The following is a 16,744-nucleotide window of genomic DNA, read 5'->3' on the forward strand; positions in this document are numbered from 1 at the left end:
GACGTTTACAATGAGAATTGCAGTTTTAGGAGCAGGTTCTTTAGGAACCATAGTTGGAGCATATCTGTCTGCTGGCGGAATGGATGTCGAATTGATTGATTCGTACAAAGAACATGTAGATACTCTAAATCAAATAGGTGCTAAAGTAGTTGGTACAACGGAATTTCAAGCAAAGGTGAAAGCCATCACCCCTGAAAACAAGTCAGGCAAGTATGATTTCATATTACTCCTGACGAAACAATTATATAATGACTCCATCCTTAAAGAGTTACTGCCTTTTTTAAAGGATGACAGTGTAGTATGTTCCTTGCAAAACGGTATACCTGAACAGAAAGTTGCTTCGATCGTTGGTGATGAACGTGTTATTGCAGGTTCTGTTGAATTTGGTGCTACATTTATTGAACCGGGCGTATCCAGACTTACAACTGAGTATACTCAATTTAAAGAGTACGCTTTTCAAATTGGAGAATTACATGGTGAAACAACAGAAAGAATCCAGCGTATTAAATCGGTTTTAGACCTTATCGGCGGAACACATATTTCCGATAATTTAGTTGGAACGAAGTGGTCAAAATTACTTATCAATAATGCATTCAGTGGTTTATCGGCTGCATTAAACGGAGAATACGGAGACATTCTTGACCATGAAATCGGCATTGTTAGTGCAGTCCATATCGCAGATGAGACGATTAAGGTTGGACACGCCAATGGTGTCAAATTTGCGAAAATGGGCGGCCTTGATTTAGAATCTTTGGAATTAAGAAGTGAAAATGACATTCCTGAACGTATCCAAACATTTAGGTCAGCCATGGAACCATCTAGGCTGCTAAGAGCAAGTATGCTTCAGGATCTTGAGAAAAAACGCAAAACAGAAATTGATTATATTAATGGAGTTATTCCCAAAATGGCAGAAGGTACTGGCATTTCAACACCTTTTCATGATTTGGTTGTAGCACAAGTCAAATGTGCCGAAGAATCTCAAACAGTGCCCAATTTTGATACAAATATAAAAGCATTTGAAGAGTTATTACGTATCCGAAAGGAAATGTGATATATAGGAAAGAGAGAAAGGGATTGCTACGGCGGTCCTTTTTTCTTGGTTCAGCAAGCGGAAGAAATATACGTTAACAAACGGGTGCGTCAGTTACATTAAAGTTCTTCGCTATGAATTGAACGGCGCCTTTATTGATTCCTTTTCAGCAAAAAAAGCTTCCGGCACCTCTCTTTGATGCCGAAAGCTTTTTTATTGTTTTTTTCTGTGTGCTTCATTGAGCTGTTTAATATGCTGTATCGCAGCTTTGATGCCCTCTTTGGCGTCCGGGTAGGATTGATTCCAATGTTTGACGAGCGGAGGCATGCTTTTTGCGATATGTGTATACAAAATCCACTGCCTGACTTCTTCCTTTACATCCGGGTTTGTTTCGCCAAGCAATAGTTCCGTGTATTTCTCAAGCAGGCCGTCCAGCTGTTGCTGCAGTTTCTCTTCCATACCGTTCCCTTCCCTTTTTTATGATTATGACAATCGGGCAGTGAGGGCCGCTTCCTGCACGATACATCTGCCGCGTCCGTGCGGAATGCAAAGCGGCGTGCCGAACAGCGGATCTTGGGTTACCTGGCAGTTCATCGCAAAGACCTGCTGTACAAGCTCGCAAGTGATGACTTCTTCGGGACGGCCCTCTGCGTAAATCTGTTTATCCTTAATGGCGACCAGATAATGGGCATAACGGCATGCCAGATTGAGGTCGTGCAGCACCATGACGATTGTGCGTTTTTCTTTTTCATTTAATTCAAACAGCAAATCAAGAATTTCAATTTGATGCGTCATGTCGAGATAGGTTGTCGGCTCGTCAAGCAGAATGATATCCGTATCCTGAGCGAGTGTCATCGCAATCCATGCGCGCTGGCGCTGTCCGCCTGACAAGGAATCCACCGGACGGTCGGCCATTTCCTCAAGCTTCGTCGCTTTAAGCGCTTTTGCCACTGCGTCTTCGTCCTCTTTGGACCATTGCTTCAGCCAGCTTTGATAAGGGTATCTTCCCTGCTTCACAAGCTGATGCACCGTCAGGCCTTCGGGAGCTGACGGACTCTGCGGCAATATAGCGAGCTCTCTTGCCACTTCCTTCGTCGGAAGCTTAGCGATGGCTTTTCCTTCTAAAAGCACAGAACCGCCCCTCGGTTTCATCAGCCGGGCCAATGAACGTAAAAGCGTCGATTTTCCGCAGCCGTTGCTTCCGATCAATACAGTGATTTCGCCTTTTGGAATCGCGACATCCAATTCGTCAATGATAACAGTTTCTCCGTACCCTAAGCTCAGCGTCTCTGTAGAAATTGCACTCATACCGCTAACCGCTCCTTTTTTGAGTTTCCCAACACTATGTATATAAACAAATTGCCTAAACATTCAACGTGAGATCATGATTATATTGTAACAGAAATTAATGACTCTGAATATCATTATCAATTAGTTTTGGGCAAAAAAGCAGCGGGCGGCAGTTATTTTTTTATTTCCGTCATTTCTCCGTCGTTCTTTTTCAGTTTCAAATAAAAATGGTCATAGCGGCTGTCCAAATTAAAAGCCGAGAGCACCTGCCGGACGACCTCGCTTTCCTGCATCCGGCTGTTTACGGCAAGTTCTCCAAGGATCATCTTCATTTCATCAAGCGCTTCCTCGCCCTCTCTGTGAACCCCTGAGAGCTTGTCCCGGATGTCAGCCTTTTCATGACCGCCTTTACTTTCATACAAACCTTCATAGCGGTTATGCTCTCCGGCTCCGTAGCTGACGCGAAGCGAAAAGCTGCTGTAAGGAACCGGCTTCGCGGATGACACGGGTGTGCTGTCTTGTTCCGCTTCCCGTTTTTCTTCATTCAATCGGCAGCCGGCAATCAGCATCAGTGTAAGACATAAAACGCCCGCCGTTCTGATCCATTTCATGCGATTCACTCCCATTCCATTCCGATCGTTTTTAGGTATTTCCAAGGGAGGCGGCTGTCATTCATTAAACAAAAAAGAACCGGAGCGGTAACACTCCGGCCGGTTCATCTCAAGATTATCATTCAGTCAGCTCTAAAAATTCCTGCACATCCTGTACGGCTAGGCGGACCGCGTCTTCCCAAAACGACCGTTCCGTCAGATCCGCTCCAAGGTGCTTCATCGCCAAATCCTCAACAGTCATCGAAGCCGTGTCACACAAAAGCGCGATATATTTTTCTTCAAAATCCGCTTTTTCCCGAAGAGCTCTTGCATATATTCCAAGCGAAAATAAATAACCGAACGTATACGGAAAGTTGTAAAACGGCACTCCCGTAATATGAAAATGCAGTTTTGACGCCCAGAAATGAGGGTGGTATTCCCCTAATGAATCGCAAAATGCTTCTTTCTGCGCCGCTTCCATCAGTTCATTCAGTTTCTCAGCCGGAACGACGCCCTGCTTGCGCTCTTCATAAAAACGCGTTTCAAATAAAAATCTCGCATGAATATTCATAAACATGGCTACGCTTCTTTGAATTTTATCTTCAAGCAAGAACACCTTTTCATCCTTTGTCTCCGCTTGTTTCAAAGCGGCGTCGGCGACGATCATTTCCGCAAAGGTCGAGGCTGTTTCAGCCACATTCATAGCGTAGGCTCTGTTCAGCTGCCGCACTTGAAGCATGGCCTCCTGATGGAACGCGTGACCGAGCTCATGCGCCAGCGTCGATACATTCGAAGCGCTTCCGGAAAACGTCATAAAAATCCGGGATTCTCCGCTGTCGGGAAAGCTGGTGCAGAAACCGCCGACCCGTTTGCCGCTGCGGTCTTCCGCTTCTATCCACCGATCACGGAATGCTTTTTCCGTAAATGCGGACAGCTTTTTGCCAAACGTCGAAAATTGGCTGACGATCAGATTGGCCGCTTCATCAAATGTGTATTCTTTCGGAGCCTCGCCGATCGGCGCGTCCACATCATACCAGTTCAGCCGCTCAAGCCCTAAAAGAGACGCCTTTCGATTCAGGTATTCGGCAAAAGGCTTTTTATGATCGGTAATGACCTGCCACATGACATCCAGCGTTTCTTTTTTCATCCGGTTGATCGCAAGCGGCTCTTCCAAAGCGCTTTTCCAGCCCCGCGCTTTATAGATTTCCGTGCGGAAGCCGGCCAGATGGTTCAGCGTGCTGCCGAAAAGCTCCTCTTCTCCTTTCCACGCTTCATTAAGCTCTTTAAACACTTGACGCCTGATGCGGCGGTCCGGGTGCGCCATCATATTTTCCGCTTGGCCGACCGACAGCTCTTTATCCTCAAACGGAATCTTCATTCTGCCGACAGCCGCATTATACAGGTCGCCCCATGCGTGATAGCCGTCAACGGCCAGGCCTTCAATCAGCCTTTCTTCTGAAGCGCTGAGCTTCTCTTTGACCCGGTCTCTTCTTTCATTTAAAACATATGTGAGATCCTGAAGTTCCGGTTTTTGCAGCAGCTCCTCCCAGACCGGCTCGTCAATCCGGGCAAGTGTATCGTCAAGGGTGACCAGAGCGGATTTAAAATCACTGCTCAGCTGATTGATCCGCGCCCTCCATTCATTCGCTTTCTGATCATGAGTGTTCTGAGCCTGAAGACAGCCGACGAACGCTCCCGCTTGCCTGATCATGATCGCTGACCGTTCAAACCTATCAATCAGATTGATCAGCTCCCGGCTTTCATCCGCATGCGTCGGAGCTGTAAACGCTTCAACCGCATGTTGAAAAGCGCTTAGATGCTTTTTGAGCTCTTGTATGTATTGCTGAAACTCTTCCGACCGGCTCCCGCCCTCAAAAATGGAGTTTAAATCCCATGTTTCCTTCAATCCCTCTAATGCCATCTTTTCTTTACCCCTTTCTATCCGAAGCTGACTCCATTATAAAACAATTCTGACATATTTCCGAACGATTTCTCCTTCTTTCCGCGAGATGTTATACACTATGAGATAAGAACAAACGGGGAGGATTATAAGATGAACAGAAAAATTGCCATTGTAACCGGCGCGACGAGCGGATTCGGGCTGCTGACAGCGCTGAAGCTCGCCCGGTCTTATCACGTCATCGCAACAGCCAGACAGCCGGAGAAAGCTGAAATACTGAAAGAGGCCGCCGCTCAAGCGGGTGCATCCGAACATGTTACGGTCGTTTCTTTAGATGTGACAAATGAGCAGTCGGTGTCTGACTTCGGGAACACCATCAGCGGTTTCGGACCGATTGACCTGCTCGTCAATAACGCCGGCACTGCGTACGGGGGGTTTATTGACGATGTGCTGATGGAACATTACAGACAGCAGTATGAATCAAATGTATTCGGTCTGATTCACGTCACAAAAACCGTGCTGCCTTATATGCGAAAACATGGCGGGAAAATCTTCAATATCAGCAGTATCAGCGGACTGACCGGTTTCCCGGCTCTATCTCCGTATGTCTCTTCCAAATTCGCGGTTGAAGGGTTTACAGAGAGCCTGCGCCTCGAACTGCTGCCGTTAGGAATTGATGCCGCTTTAATAGAACCGGGCTCCTACAAAACATCTATATGGGAAACGTCTCTCTCCAATCATCTTACGGCACCCGGCAAAGATTCGCCTTATTACCGCTATTATCAGCAAATCGAAGCTTACTTCAAAGCCAACGCATCCAAAAGCGGCGATCCTGATGACGTAGCGGAGCTGATTTATCAATTGGCACAAAGGAAACGGCTGAAGAAACTGCGGTATCCGATCGGCAGGGGCGTTAAGCTGACATTGGCTTTCCGCTCACTCTTTCCGTGGTCCGCCTGGGAATCGATTATAAAGAAAAAGCTGTTCACTTGAACCTAAATTATAATTATTATAATTTAGTATTGATTTTTATTTAATACGTGATATAATTAAATTAACAGATCACAGGGAGGACGATGAATATGAATACACAAAACACGAAAAAAACTGAAACTCTTGTTGAGAAATCAATGAACACACAATTATCAAACTGGTTTATCCTTTACTCTAAACTGCACCGCTTCCATTGGTATGTAAAAGGCCCTCATTTCTTTACGCTTCATGAAAAATTTGAGGAACTGTATAACGAAGCGGCGGAAACGGCGGATGCCATCGCAGAGCGTCTTCTGGCCATCGGCGGACAGCCTGCGGCGACTTTACACACATATCTTGAACAAGCTTCCATTACGGATGAAGGCCAGGAAAAAACGGCTTCTGAAATGGTGGAATCACTGGTTCAAGACTATAAACAAATCAGCCGCGAATCAAAATTTGTCATCGGCATCGCCGAGGAACAAAATGACCCGTCAACTGCCGACCTGTTTGTCGGATTAGTTGAAGAAGCGGACAAGCATGTGTGGATGCTGTCAGCCTACTTGGGAGAATAACGAAAAAAGCTGAACCTCAGTTGCAGGTTCAGCTTTTTTTATGCGTTCAGCTTGCGCTTTCGGTTTGTTTCGTTAATGTGACGTTCAGCGTCTTTTTGCTTCCGCTTCTGAGCACTTGAACAGTCGTTTTATCGCCGATTTTCAGCTGGTTATATAAGATCTGTCTGATATCAGCGCTGCTGCCGACATCTTTGCCGTTCAATTGTACAATGACGTCATTTGATTTGATGCCCGCTTTCGCAGCCGGTGAGCCGGACTGCACTTCTTTTACGTAAACACCCTTTGACAGCTGGTCGCCGAACAGTCCGAGCGTGTTTTCCTGATAAGTTTCCGGCACTTGCGCCATGTCAATCATCTGCACACCTAAAAATGGGCGCTCGACTTTTCCTTTTGCAAGCAGCTGGTCGACTATCGGTTCTACATCATTGCTCGGAATAGCAAAGCCGAGTGACTCCACGCCGTTTTCACTGACTTTCATGCTGTTGATCCCGATAACCTGGCCGCTCGAGTTGATTAACGGGCCGCCGCTGTTTCCGGGGTTAATCGCCGCATCCGTCTGAATCACGTTCATTTCCACTGTGCCTTGGGATGTATCGGCGTCTACCGTTCTGTTCAGCCCGCTGATGACACCTTGTGTGACGGTGCCGGAAAACTGCTGGCCGAGCGGGTTGCCGATGGCAATCACTTTATCGGCAATGCGGAGCTTGGAGGAATCCCCGAAGCTGGCCGCTTTTTTGACATTGGACGAGCTGATTTCCAATACAGCCAAGTCACTGATGGCATCCTTTCCGACAAGCTTTGCCGTTTCGGTTTTCCCATTGTAAAGAGTGACCGACAGTTTGTTCGCACCTTCTACGACATGGTTGTTTGTAATGATGTACGCTTTTTCGCCGTCTTTTTTGAAGATGACGCCTGACCCCGTGCCGCTTTCCGTTTCAGAGCTTGAACCGCCGTCAAGTCCGAACTGGCTGCTTTGCGAAGCTTGGTAGTTGGACACTCCCACAATCGCAGGCTCCAAATCTTCTACCATATCCGCTACGCTTGAGGTATTTTTCAAAGGCGTTGACGTAAAATTCGAAGACTGAACTTGTTTCGTATCAGAAACGGCTTCTGTCTTATGCTGCTCACCCGGCAGGTTTGGCACAATGCCAAGCACGAGGCCTCCGCCGATAATGCCGCCTAAAATCGGGCTCAGCCAAGCGGCTCTCCGTTTTTTTTCTTTTTTCACGGCAGCCGTTTTTTCAAATTCCGTACCGGCCGCCGTCTCGTTTTCCGCTTCTTTCGAGACGGGCCCTTCGAGCAGCTCGGGCTCCTGATGGCTGATCTGCTGCTGTTCATTTCTGTTTTGTTCCGTATGTGAAAGATCTGACTGATCGCGGCTTCTGCCGTCATCTCGATGATCATTCATATTCACGCACACTCCTTCAGCATGTTTTCATTCTATCGATTACATATTCATCGCATGTACAAGTTCTATTGTCCCAATAATAAGGAGAAAAGCAAAGCTCCAAAACAAAATGTGTTTGAACATGTTATCTTCCCCGCTTTTTTTCTTCCTTTCTTCCCTTATACACATCATAAACAAACATTGTGGGATAAAAATGAAAAGAATATGTGAAATTATGAAAATGCGGCTTGAGTGTGTTAAAACTAGTATAATGACGTTGAAAGGATGTGAAATGCCTTGTCATACACCATTTATCTAGTTGAAGATGAGGATAACCTGAATGAACTGCTCACAAAATATTTAGAGAATGAAGGCTGGAACATTACATCTTTCACAAAAGGCGAAGATGCCAGAAAGCAGATGCAGCCGTCTCCCCACTTGTGGATTCTTGACATCATGCTTCCGGATACGGACGGCTATACATTGATAAAAGAAATAAAAGAAAAAGATCCCGATGTGCCGGTTATTTTCATTTCCGCGCGGGATGCCGATATTGACAGAGTCCTCGGGTTGGAGCTCGGAAGCAATGATTATATCGCCAAGCCCTTTTTACCGAGAGAACTTATTATACGGGTCCAGAAGCTGCTCGAGCTCGTGTATAAAGAACAGCCCGCCGCAAAGAAAACCGGCATCACCGTTTCTTCCTACAATGTGATCGAAGATGCCCGAGAGGTTTATGATGAAACCGGCAGCCTGGTCAATTTGACGTCTAAGGAATTTGATTTGCTGCTTTTATTTCTTCATCATAAAGGACACCCCTTTTCCAGGGAAGATATCCTGCTGAAAATATGGGGCCATGATTATTTCGGCACTGACCGGGTGGTCGATGATCTTGTGCGGAGGCTGCGGAAAAAAATGCCCGGGTTAAAGGTTGAAACCATTTACGGATTCGGCTACAGGATGATGACGTCATGAAAAATAAGCCGCTTGCTTTTCAAATATGGGTGGTCATCTCAGGCATCCTCTTAGCCATTTCGATTCTGCTTCTCGTGCTGTTCTCAAATACGCTGCGTAATTTTTTCACGGATGAAACGTATACGACCATTGAAAATGAACAGCATGTACTGACGGAGTACCGGCTGCCCGGATCGATCGAGCGGGGATATTACAGCGAGGATGCGACCGCGCCGACGACTTTCCGATCCGTTCAGCACGTTCTTCTGCCGCAACGGGAGGAATCGGCCAGTGACAAAGACTTGAACTACTTTTCTTCTTCCTTTATCCATAAGGTGTACAAGCTCGCGGGCCGCCAGCACAGCGTCACGAAACGATACAGCGCGGACATCAGCGGTGAAAAAGTATTTTTCGTCATTAAAAAAGGCCTCACCATTAACGGCCAGGATGCGATGATGCTGTCTTATGCCCTTGATTCTTATCGTGATGATTTGGCATTCACCCTGTTCAAGCAGCTGCTCTTTATCATTGCCGGCGTGATTTTGTTAAGCTGGATTCCGGCGATTTGGCTTGCCAAATATCTCTCGCGCCCGCTCGTTTCCTTAGAAAAGCATGTCAAACGGATTTCAAAACAGGATTGGGATGATCCGGTCATCGTCGACAGAAAAGACGAAATCGGAAAATTAGGCCAGACCATTGAAGACATGCGGAGCAAGCTGGTGCAAAAAGACGAAACGGAAAGAACGCTACTGCAAAATATCTCTCATGATTTAAAAACGCCTGTCATGGTGATAAGGGGCTATACTCAATCAATAAAGGACGGGATTTTTCCTAAGGGGGATCTGGAAACCACAATTGATGTCATTGAAGGCGAAGCAGAAAAACTTGAGAAGAAAATTAAGGATTTATTATATTTAACGAAGCTTGATTATTTAATGAAGCAGCGGGTGCACCATGAGACATTTGACATTGTGAAGGTCACGGAAGAAGTCATTGAACGGCTCAAATGGGCCCGGAAGGAATTATCGTGGACCGTTGAAACAGAAGATGCATTAATGATGCCCGGTGATCCGGAACAATGGAGCAAACTTCTTGAAAACATTCTCGAAAATCAAATCCGCTATGCAGAAACGGCGATTCACATTCGGATCAGCCAAAATCAGCAGCAGATTGTCATGACGGTTAAAAATGACGGGCCTCCGATTGAGGATGAGATGCTATCCAGCTTGTACGAGCCTTTTAATAAAGGGAAGAAAGGCGAGTTCGGCATAGGACTCAGCATCGTAAAACGGATTTTAACCTTGCATAAAGCATCAATTTCAATTGAAAATGACCAATCGGGTGTAATCTACCGAATTATCATACCAAAGTAGACTGTAGTGTTTCATTGCAGTCTTTTTTATGTGAAGGAATAGCCGTTAAAATCTCTGTAGTTTGCTTTCAGCGGTTTTTGGCATTGATGAACCCATTTCTTTTCACAAATTGTCTTTTTCGGATATTTCACCTTTTCGACTTTAATTCCTCTGTTTCGCAAGCGGCTGATCATTTCATCTAATTCTTTCATTTTCAGATTCACCCTTTCGCCAGAACTTTGACCATTCGGTCAGCTCACTTTATAATATAAATAAAACAAAACAAAAAAACAAGTTACAATCAGGTTAAATTTACGGAATATCAATATGACCATATAGTCATACATGAGAAGCACAAGCCAGCCTCCTGGCTCCGAAAGGGTGGAACCATTGAAGGAAAAAGAAAAGCTGATCATTGAAGCAGCAATCAAACTGTTTGCCCGAAAAGGGTACAAATCTACATCGGTTCAGGAAATCGCCGATGAATGCAAAATCTCAAAAGGCGCTTTTTATCTTTACTTTCCTTCCAAAGAAGCACTGCTTCTATCCATGCTGAATTACTACTATGATAAAACGTTTACCCGAATCACGACGATCCAAACGGAGGGTGACAGTCCGAGAGCCGCTTACCAAAAACAGCTTGCGGTGTTTTACGAATCGATCCTCGCCCATCAGGATTTTATTACCGTGCAGATGAAAGACGGTTCACTTCCTTATACCGAAGAAGCGGCGCAGTGCGGAAAGAGAATCCGCCGGTCGATCCTGCAGTTTCATATCGACAGTCTTCTTGCGATTTACGGAGAAAAAGCTGAACCATACACAGCCGAGCTTTGTTTTTTAATAGAAGGAATCAGTCAGATGTATCTTGAATATCTCATTCTGACCGGCCGGTCCGTACAGCCTTCGCTTTTGGCAAATACCGTGATTCACAGAATTGATGACATCGTAAACGGAATGGCGGACAGACATGATGAAGCGTTTATTTCTCTTGATGAGGCAAGCTCACTGTTTGGGCCCCTTCATAACGGGCAGCCCGATCCTTTAAGCCAATCGATCTTGCAGACCCTCCGCACGCGCATCGGCACGATGGACAAGACGCAAGCAACTGAATTCACCGAGAGCTTGGATATTCTGGAAGCGGAAATGAAGAAAAAGTCGCCGAAACCGGCAATCATCAAAGGAATGATTTTGAATTTGAAGGAATCCGACCTGCTGGCTGAAGATGCAGAACAGCTCAGATTTTTGCTGAAACAGCAGTTTATTTAGAAGAACGGCCGCAATGACTGCAGCCGTTCTTTCTTTTTATGCTTTCGGGTGCACCATATCTTCCGGACGCACCATTTCATTAAATTGTTCTTCTGTCAGAAGGTTCAGCTGTAATGCCGCTTCTTTCAGCGTCAGGCCTTCTTTGTGGGCAAGCTTGGCGATTTTCGCGGCGTTTTCATAACCGATGTGCGGGTTAAGCGCCGTAACAAGCATTAATGAGTTAGAGAGATTTTCCTGAATCGTCTCTTGGTTCGGCTCAATACCGACAGCGCATTTGTCATGGAAGGAATTCATTCCGTCACTGAGCAGCTGCACGGTCTGCAGGAAGTTATAGATAATAACCGGTTTGAAGACATTCAGCTCGAAGTTTCCTTGGCTGGCCGCAAATCCGATTGTCGCGTCATTTCCCATCACTTGCGCGGCGATCATTGTCAGCGCCTCACTTTGCGTCGGGTTGACTTTGCCCGGCATGATAGAGCTTCCCGGCTCATTTTCAGGAATGACGATTTCGCCAATTCCGCAGCGCGGGCCGCTTGCCAGCCATCTGACATCGTTGGCAATCTTCATCAGGTCGGCAGCCAATGCTTTTAACGCGCCGTGAACGTGAGTGATTTCATCATGGCTTGTGAGCGCGTGGAATTTGTTAGGCGAACTCTTGAATGTCTGCCCCGTTACTTTTGTGATTTCTTCCGCGACGAATTCACCGAACTGCGGGTGGGCGTTGATTCCCGTGCCGACTGCCGTGCCTCCGATGGCAAGCGCGCGGATTTTTTCCGTTGACTCAAGAATCATTTCTTTCGAACGGTCAAGCATGTATACCCAGCCGCTGATTTCCTGTCCGAGCGTCAGCGGAGTGGCGTCCTGCAAATGCGTGCGTCCGATTTTCACAATATCCTGATAAGCTTTCGCTTTTTCATCAAGCGTCGCGCGCAGCTGATCAAGCGCCGGAACGAGCTGCTCATATACGGCAAGAACCGCCGCAACGTGCATCGCCGTCGGGAATGTATCGTTTGAGCTTTGGCTGCGGTTGACGTCATCATTCGGATGAATCTTCAGCTCGGAATTTTTTTCTTTCAATAAAGCAGTCGCGCGGTTGGCCACCACTTCATTCATGTTCATGTTGCTTTGCGTGCCGCTTCCCGTCTGCCAGACAACGAGCGGAAAGTTATCGTCGTATTTGCCGTTTAAAACATCGTCACATACAGCGGCAATCGCCTGTGCTTTTTCAGACTCTAAGTTGCCGAGGCGTTCGTTGGCGATCGCTGTGCTTCTTTTCAATATTGCAAACGCCTTCACAACACGCTGAGGCATTTTTTCTGAACCGATTTTGAAGTTCTCTTTGCTGCGCTGTGTCTGAGCGCCCCAAAATTTATCTGCCGGAACTTTAACTTCTCCCATGGTGTCTTTTTCAATTCTGTAGTCCATTTATGTATCCCTCCATAACAGTTGCTTCACCCTGAGTATTATTCGCCAGTAACAGATGAAACCCTTTTTATTTTTCGGCCTTGGCCGTTTTTAATTTCAGCTCAAGATAGACGCGCGAATCCTTAGAGTATTTATACTTCGGATTTGTTTTACGGTATTCTTTCGACGTGTAAGCCACTTCGTAATGCGCTTCAAATGATTTGATGAGCTGTTCAATTTCTTCGGCATTTCCTGCCAGTCTGACTTGTGCCACATCTCTCCTCCGCTTTCATAAAAAAACTTGTACCATTAAATACTTTATCATAGTATATCATTTTTTTAACAGGAAAAGATAACCTCAATTAAGGATTGGAAGGCGGGTGACTGTCGATGGCGCAATCGGAATTCAAGGAATACATACACGTTAATCTGGCACTGGTGCTTCCCCACGTAGAGCAGAATGATGATCTGGTTCAAAATAAAAAGATGCTTCCGAACGGGCTTGTTTTTTATTATATGTATCTGAGTGAAATGAACGACGAAGACAAAATAAAAGAGGCGATTGAAACGCTGCTTCGGGAGGAAGACACTCTGACGCTGGATACGGTGACGAAACGTCTTGATAAGATCGACGCCCGTCCCGTCTTTACGTCGAAGGAAGCCGTCATCTCCATTCTGCGGGGAAAATGCGCCGTGTTTATTAACGGACTTGACAGCGTATACATTTTGTCCACGGGAAAAAGAGAAAAAAGAAGCGTGAATGAACCCACATCCGAAAAGGTCGTAAGAGGTCCGAAAATCGCCTTCATAGAAGATTCTGATACAAACGTCGCCATGATCAGGCAGCGCACGAACCATCCGAAGCTGAAAACGAAAAAGGTTCCGATCGGAGAAAATAAGTTAAAATACGCCACGGTCATGTACATAGATGATAAGGCGGACCCATCTGTCGTCAGCGATGTTGTAAAGCGCCTCAGCGAAGTGAAGATGGACGACATCCAGGATTCCGGGACGCTTGAGGAGCTTATTGAGGATAATAAGTATTCGCCGTTTCCGCAAATTCAAAATACGGAACGGCCTGATAAAGTCTCTTCCGCCTTGTTTAACGGCCGCGTCGCCATCCTTGTCGACAACTCGCCATTTGCGCTGGTGGTTCCGGCTTCTTTAGGAATTTTAATGCAGTCTCCCGACGATTATTATGAACGGTGGATTTCCGCCTCGCTTATCCGGGTGCTGCGGTTTACGTCTATTTTTATTACGCTGTTTTTTTCGTCCATTTATATCGCCCTCGTTTCGTTTCACCAAGGGCTGCTGCCGACATCGCTTGCAGTCACCATCGCGGCGAACAGAGAAAACGTTCCCTTCCCGCCTATCATTGAAGCGATGGTAATGGAAATTACGATAGAGCTGCTGAGAGAAGCGGGCTTGAGGCTTCCCAGCCCGCTCGGCCAGACGATCGGATTGGTGGGCGGAGTCGTCATCGGCCAGGCGGCCGTTGAAGCGAATATTGTCAGCTCCATCATGGTCATCGTGGTCAGCATTGTCGCGCTTGCTTCATTTACGGTGCCGCAGTACGGGATGGGTCTGTCATTCCGTGTGCTCCGTTTCATTTCGATGTTTACCGCCGCAGCTTTCGGGCTGTACGGCATGATTTTATTTATGCTGGCGATCTACACTCATTTATCGAGACAGCGAAGCTTCGGTTCTCCGTATTTCTCGCCGAATGGATTTTTCAGCTTAAAAAACGCAAACGACTCTATTCTCCGTCTCCCTATTAAAAATCAACCAAAAGAGGCGAAAAACGTAAATGAGCCAGAAAACAACTCTCAATAAGCTTACAAGCTATCAAGGGACGGCATTGATTTCCAACACGATGCTCGGGGCGGGACTCCTTACCATGCCGCGGTCGCTGTCATCAAGGGCGAATTCGCCGGACGGCTGGATTGCATTATGTCTGGAAGGCGTCATCTTTATCTTTTTGATTTATCTCAATACGCTCATTATGAAAAAGCATCAGTACGGATCATTGTTTGATTATATGAACGAAGGCCTCGGCAAATGGGCGGGAAATATCGTCAATCTTATGATCTGTCTCTATTTTATAGGAGTCGCCAGCTTCGAAGCCCGGGCGATGGCGGAAATGGTCAAGTTCTTTTTATTGGAGAGAACGCCCGTGCCGGTTACGCTGTTTATCTTTATCGCCTGTTCCGTTTATTTAATTATCGGCGGCATGAGCGATCTCGGCAGGCTCTTTCCTTTCTATTTAACGATTACGATCATTATTTTGCTGGTGGTGTTTTCTTTCAGCTTTAAAATATTTGATCTGGACAACCTGCGGCCGGTGCTCGGACAGGGGTTTTCTCCCGTTATGGCTTCCTTGACCGTCGTTTCTGTTTCATTCTTAGGAATTGAGATTATGCTGTTTCTCCCTGAGCACATCAAAAATAAAAAGCACACGTTCCGTATGTCGGCCATGGGCTTTGGCATCCCGATTATTTTATACATCATTACCTACGTGCTCGTCGTCGGCGCCTTAACCACCCAGGATGTCAAAACAATGATCTGGCCTACGATTGCGCTTTTTCAATCATTTGAAATCAAAGGGCTTTTTATCGAAAGATTCGAGTCTTTTTTGCTTGCCGTCTGGATTATCCAATTTTTCGCCACCTATGTATCGTACGGATATTTCGCGACATCGGGTCTTAATAAAATTTTCGGGCTGAAGCACAAAAAGGGCATCATTTTCGTAGGCATTGCGACATTCTTCGGATCATTGATGCCAAAAGACGCTAACAAGCTGATGCTGTTCAGTGATATTCTCGGCTATATCTTCTTGGTTTTCTTTTTGCTGCCTTTACTGATGTTTGCAGTCGTCGCTGTGAAAAGGAAGGTGAAAAAAGCGCAATGAAGAAATATATCGTAATCATTCTTTGCACATTGCTTTTGGCCGGATGCTGGGACAGCCGCAATATAGAAGATTTGAGTCTCGTTATCGGCGTCGGGCTCGATAAACCCGAGGAAGAAAACGTGGAAGTGACGCAGCAGATTCTGGTTCCGCAAAAAGCAAGTTCCCAGCAGTCGTCGTCAGGGAGCGACACGACAAAGGTGACTTCCACTTCCGGAGAAACCGTCCATCAAGCCTTACGAACGGCATCATTAAAAAATCACCCCGCTTTCTCCCAGCACTTGCGTATCATGCTGTTTTCCGAGGCGCTGTTAAAGGACGACATCCCGCTTGACGCATTGATGAACCAATTTATCAGGGACAACGGTACGAGAAGAAGCTGCAATGTGATGACGGTGCCGGATAAAACGAAAGATATTTTCAAAATCAGTGACCAGGGAGAGCCTGCGTCAAATACGATCTATGACTTAACGGAGAATAATGCGGTCACCATCCGGATGATGGAGCCCGTGACATTGGGGGAAATATCCGAGAGAATCGCCAAGGGCGAGACCTTTGCCCTTCCTCAAGTTCGCCAAGTGGGCAGCAGACTGGAAATCTGGGGCGCTACCATTATTAAAAATAAATTCTGGTATGCGAATCTAACTCCTTTACAAGTCCAGAATATGAACCTGTTCACAGGCACGGTAAAGGGAGGCGTTACGTTTGCAAAGCATGACAATTATTATTTGTCTTTCGAGGTATTTTCCAGCAAATATGATGTAAAAACACAATATAAAAACGGAAAATTCAAGTTTATCGTTACCCGGTTTGTTGAAGGCCGTCTATCTGAGGATTGGAACCCGAAAGAAGATTCCTTCAAGGAGTCCTATATAAATGAAATCAAAAACGCGGTAAAACGCAGCATTCATTCAGATGTCATGGCATTCATTGATTACATGCAGCATGAGTTGAAAGTGGATATTACCGGGTTAGGCGATCAAGTCCGGATTCATTATCCCGATAAATGGAAAAAGATATCCTCTGACTGGGATCATCACTTCAGTGAATCGGATATTGAATACAAAGTCAAAGTCGCCATCAGGGATTTCGGAACAAAGGGAATGTCCCAATGACCCC

The 16,744-nt window shown here is 46.1% G+C and carries 17 protein-coding genes; 9 read left to right on the forward strand and 8 right to left on the reverse strand.

The genetic code is table 11. The annotated features are described in order from the left end of the window. Positions 1 to 10: 10 nt before the first annotated feature. Positions 11 to 1,051: a 2-dehydropantoate 2-reductase gene (locus tag NYE62_RS16780; protein WP_014418834.1), complete on the forward strand. Its 1,041-nt coding sequence runs from the start codon at positions 11 to 13 to the stop codon at positions 1,049 to 1,051. A 192-nt stretch (positions 1,052 to 1,243) separates the two neighbouring features. Here NYE62_RS16780 and NYE62_RS16785 read toward each other — a convergent pair whose 3' ends face one another. The 4 genes from NYE62_RS16785 to NYE62_RS16800 all read right to left on the reverse strand — a co-directional run bounded on the left by NYE62_RS16785 (position 1,244) and on the right by NYE62_RS16800 (position 4,831). Next, the gene (locus NYE62_RS16785) at positions 1,244 to 1,489 is read right to left on the reverse strand and encodes a YusU family protein (RefSeq protein WP_003151822.1); all 246 of its coding nucleotides are present in this window, start codon (positions 1,487 to 1,489) and stop codon (positions 1,244 to 1,246) included. Between the two features lie 24 nt (positions 1,490 to 1,513). Beyond that, the gene (locus NYE62_RS16790) at positions 1,514 to 2,338 is read right to left on the reverse strand and encodes an ABC transporter ATP-binding protein (protein WP_012118397.1); all 825 of its coding nucleotides are present in this window, start codon (positions 2,336 to 2,338) and stop codon (positions 1,514 to 1,516) included. Between the two features lie 155 nt (positions 2,339 to 2,493). Next, positions 2,494 to 2,931: a YusW family protein gene (locus tag NYE62_RS16795; RefSeq protein ID WP_025285240.1), complete on the reverse strand. Its 438-nt coding sequence runs from the start codon at positions 2,929 to 2,931 to the stop codon at positions 2,494 to 2,496. Between the two features lie 118 nt (positions 2,932 to 3,049). After that, positions 3,050 to 4,831: a M3 family oligoendopeptidase gene (locus NYE62_RS16800; protein ID WP_144664281.1), complete on the reverse strand. Its 1,782-nt coding sequence runs from the start codon at positions 4,829 to 4,831 to the stop codon at positions 3,050 to 3,052. 132 nt (positions 4,832 to 4,963) lie between these two features. On the opposite strand from NYE62_RS16800, the gene NYE62_RS16805 reads away from it, so the two are divergent. Together NYE62_RS16805 and NYE62_RS16810 are read left to right on the forward strand one after the other, a co-directional pair. Further along, entirely contained in the window at positions 4,964 to 5,803 is an 840-nt protein-coding gene (locus tag NYE62_RS16805) for an oxidoreductase (protein ID WP_174747297.1), read from the forward strand. Between the two features lie 89 nt (positions 5,804 to 5,892). Then, a complete protein-coding gene (locus NYE62_RS16810) occupies positions 5,893 to 6,357 on the forward strand; it encodes a Dps family protein (RefSeq protein WP_251257627.1) in 465 nt (154 codons plus the stop codon). Between the two features lie 46 nt (positions 6,358 to 6,403). On the opposite strand, the gene NYE62_RS16815 is transcribed toward NYE62_RS16810, so the two are convergent. Then, positions 6,404 to 7,765, reverse strand: coding sequence for a S1C family serine protease (locus NYE62_RS16815; protein WP_025285242.1), 1,362 nt, complete (start codon positions 7,763 to 7,765; stop codon positions 6,404 to 6,406). Between the two features lie 276 nt (positions 7,766 to 8,041). Between NYE62_RS16815 and NYE62_RS16820 the strand changes: the two genes are divergently transcribed. After that, entirely contained in the window at positions 8,042 to 8,719 is a 678-nt protein-coding gene (locus NYE62_RS16820; RefSeq protein ID WP_007410069.1) for a response regulator transcription factor, read from the forward strand. Beyond that, positions 8,716 to 10,071, forward strand: a complete 1,356-nt coding sequence (locus NYE62_RS16825) for a HAMP domain-containing sensor histidine kinase (protein ID WP_033574868.1) — start codon at positions 8,716 to 8,718, stop codon at positions 10,069 to 10,071. The genes NYE62_RS16820 and NYE62_RS16825 overlap by 4 nt, the downstream gene beginning before the upstream one ends. A 26-nt stretch (positions 10,072 to 10,097) precedes the next feature. On the opposite strand, the gene spxO is transcribed toward NYE62_RS16825, so the two are convergent. Then, entirely contained in the window at positions 10,098 to 10,262 is a 165-nt protein-coding gene (gene spxO, locus NYE62_RS16830; protein WP_003151811.1) for an anti-adapter protein SpxO, read from the reverse strand. 178 nt (positions 10,263 to 10,440) lie between these two features. Between spxO and NYE62_RS16835 the strand changes: the two genes are divergently transcribed. Beyond that, on the forward strand, positions 10,441 to 11,316 hold the full coding sequence (locus NYE62_RS16835; protein WP_094032474.1) for a TetR/AcrR family transcriptional regulator: 876 nt from the start codon (positions 10,441 to 10,443) through the stop codon (positions 11,314 to 11,316). Positions 11,317 to 11,352: 36 nt separating this feature from the next. Here the strand turns inward: NYE62_RS16835 and fumC are convergent, their stop codons facing one another. Then, on the reverse strand, positions 11,353 to 12,741 hold the full coding sequence (gene fumC, locus NYE62_RS16840) for a class II fumarate hydratase (protein WP_007410064.1): 1,389 nt from the start codon (positions 12,739 to 12,741) through the stop codon (positions 11,353 to 11,355). Positions 12,742 to 12,808: 67 nt separating this feature from the next. Next, entirely contained in the window at positions 12,809 to 12,994 is a 186-nt protein-coding gene (locus tag NYE62_RS16845; RefSeq protein ID WP_003151806.1) for a YvzF family protein, read from the reverse strand. Positions 12,995 to 13,110: 116 nt separating this feature from the next. Between NYE62_RS16845 and NYE62_RS16850 the strand changes: the two genes are divergently transcribed. From NYE62_RS16850 to NYE62_RS16860, 3 genes are read left to right on the forward strand one after another with little or no spacing between them, the layout of a single operon-like run. Continuing rightward, positions 13,111 to 14,553 carry a spore germination protein gene (locus NYE62_RS16850; protein WP_020954311.1) on the forward strand — a complete coding sequence of 481 codons (1,443 nt, stop codon included), beginning with the start codon at positions 13,111 to 13,113 and terminating at the stop codon, positions 14,551 to 14,553. After that, positions 14,528 to 15,628 (forward strand): spore germination protein, encoded by a 1,101-nt coding sequence (locus tag NYE62_RS16855; RefSeq protein ID WP_007410062.1) that lies wholly within the window; start codon positions 14,528 to 14,530, stop codon positions 15,626 to 15,628. The genes NYE62_RS16850 and NYE62_RS16855 overlap by 26 nt, the downstream gene beginning before the upstream one ends. Next, entirely contained in the window at positions 15,625 to 16,740 is a 1,116-nt protein-coding gene (locus NYE62_RS16860) for a Ger(x)C family spore germination protein (protein ID WP_020956323.1), read from the forward strand. Before NYE62_RS16855 ends, NYE62_RS16860 begins: the two co-directional genes overlap by 4 nt. Positions 16,741 to 16,744 lie beyond the last annotated feature (4 nt).

This window comes from Bacillus sp. FSL K6-2861, from assembly GCF_038630725.1.
In the GTDB taxonomy this organism is placed as follows: domain Bacteria; phylum Bacillota; class Bacilli; order Bacillales; family Bacillaceae; genus Bacillus; species Bacillus velezensis.

Bases quoted from the DNA above. Each gene is read 5' to 3' on its own strand.
- NYE62_RS16780 (WP_014418834.1), top strand. From the start codon at position 11: ATGAGAATTGCAGTTTTAGGAGCAGGTTCTTTAGGAACCATAGTTGGA.
- NYE62_RS16785 (WP_003151822.1), bottom strand. From the start codon at position 1,489: ATGGAAGAGAAACTGCAGCAACAGCTGGACGGCCTGCTTGAGAAATAC.
- NYE62_RS16790 (WP_012118397.1), bottom strand. From the start codon at position 2,338: ATGAGTGCAATTTCTACAGAGACGCTGAGCTTAGGGTACGGAGAAACT.
- NYE62_RS16795 (WP_025285240.1), bottom strand. From the start codon at position 2,931: ATGAAATGGATCAGAACGGCGGGCGTTTTATGTCTTACACTGATGCTG.
- NYE62_RS16800 (WP_144664281.1), bottom strand. From the start codon at position 4,831: ATGGCATTAGAGGGATTGAAGGAAACATGGGATTTAAACTCCATTTTT.
- NYE62_RS16805 (WP_174747297.1), top strand. From the start codon at position 4,964: ATGAACAGAAAAATTGCCATTGTAACCGGCGCGACGAGCGGATTCGGG.
- NYE62_RS16810 (WP_251257627.1), top strand. From the start codon at position 5,893: ATGAATACACAAAACACGAAAAAAACTGAAACTCTTGTTGAGAAATCA.
- NYE62_RS16815 (WP_025285242.1), bottom strand. From the start codon at position 7,765: ATGAATGATCATCGAGATGACGGCAGAAGCCGCGATCAGTCAGATCTT.
- NYE62_RS16825 (WP_033574868.1), top strand. From the start codon at position 8,716: ATGAAAAATAAGCCGCTTGCTTTTCAAATATGGGTGGTCATCTCAGGC.
- spxO (WP_003151811.1), bottom strand. From the start codon at position 10,262: ATGAAAGAATTAGATGAAATGATCAGCCGCTTGCGAAACAGAGGAATT.
- fumC (WP_007410064.1), bottom strand. From the start codon at position 12,741: ATGGACTACAGAATTGAAAAAGACACCATGGGAGAAGTTAAAGTTCCG.
- NYE62_RS16850 (WP_020954311.1), top strand. From the start codon at position 13,111: ATGGCGCAATCGGAATTCAAGGAATACATACACGTTAATCTGGCACTG.
- NYE62_RS16855 (WP_007410062.1), top strand. From the start codon at position 14,528: ATGAGCCAGAAAACAACTCTCAATAAGCTTACAAGCTATCAAGGGACG.
- NYE62_RS16860 (WP_020956323.1), top strand. From the start codon at position 15,625: ATGAAGAAATATATCGTAATCATTCTTTGCACATTGCTTTTGGCCGGA.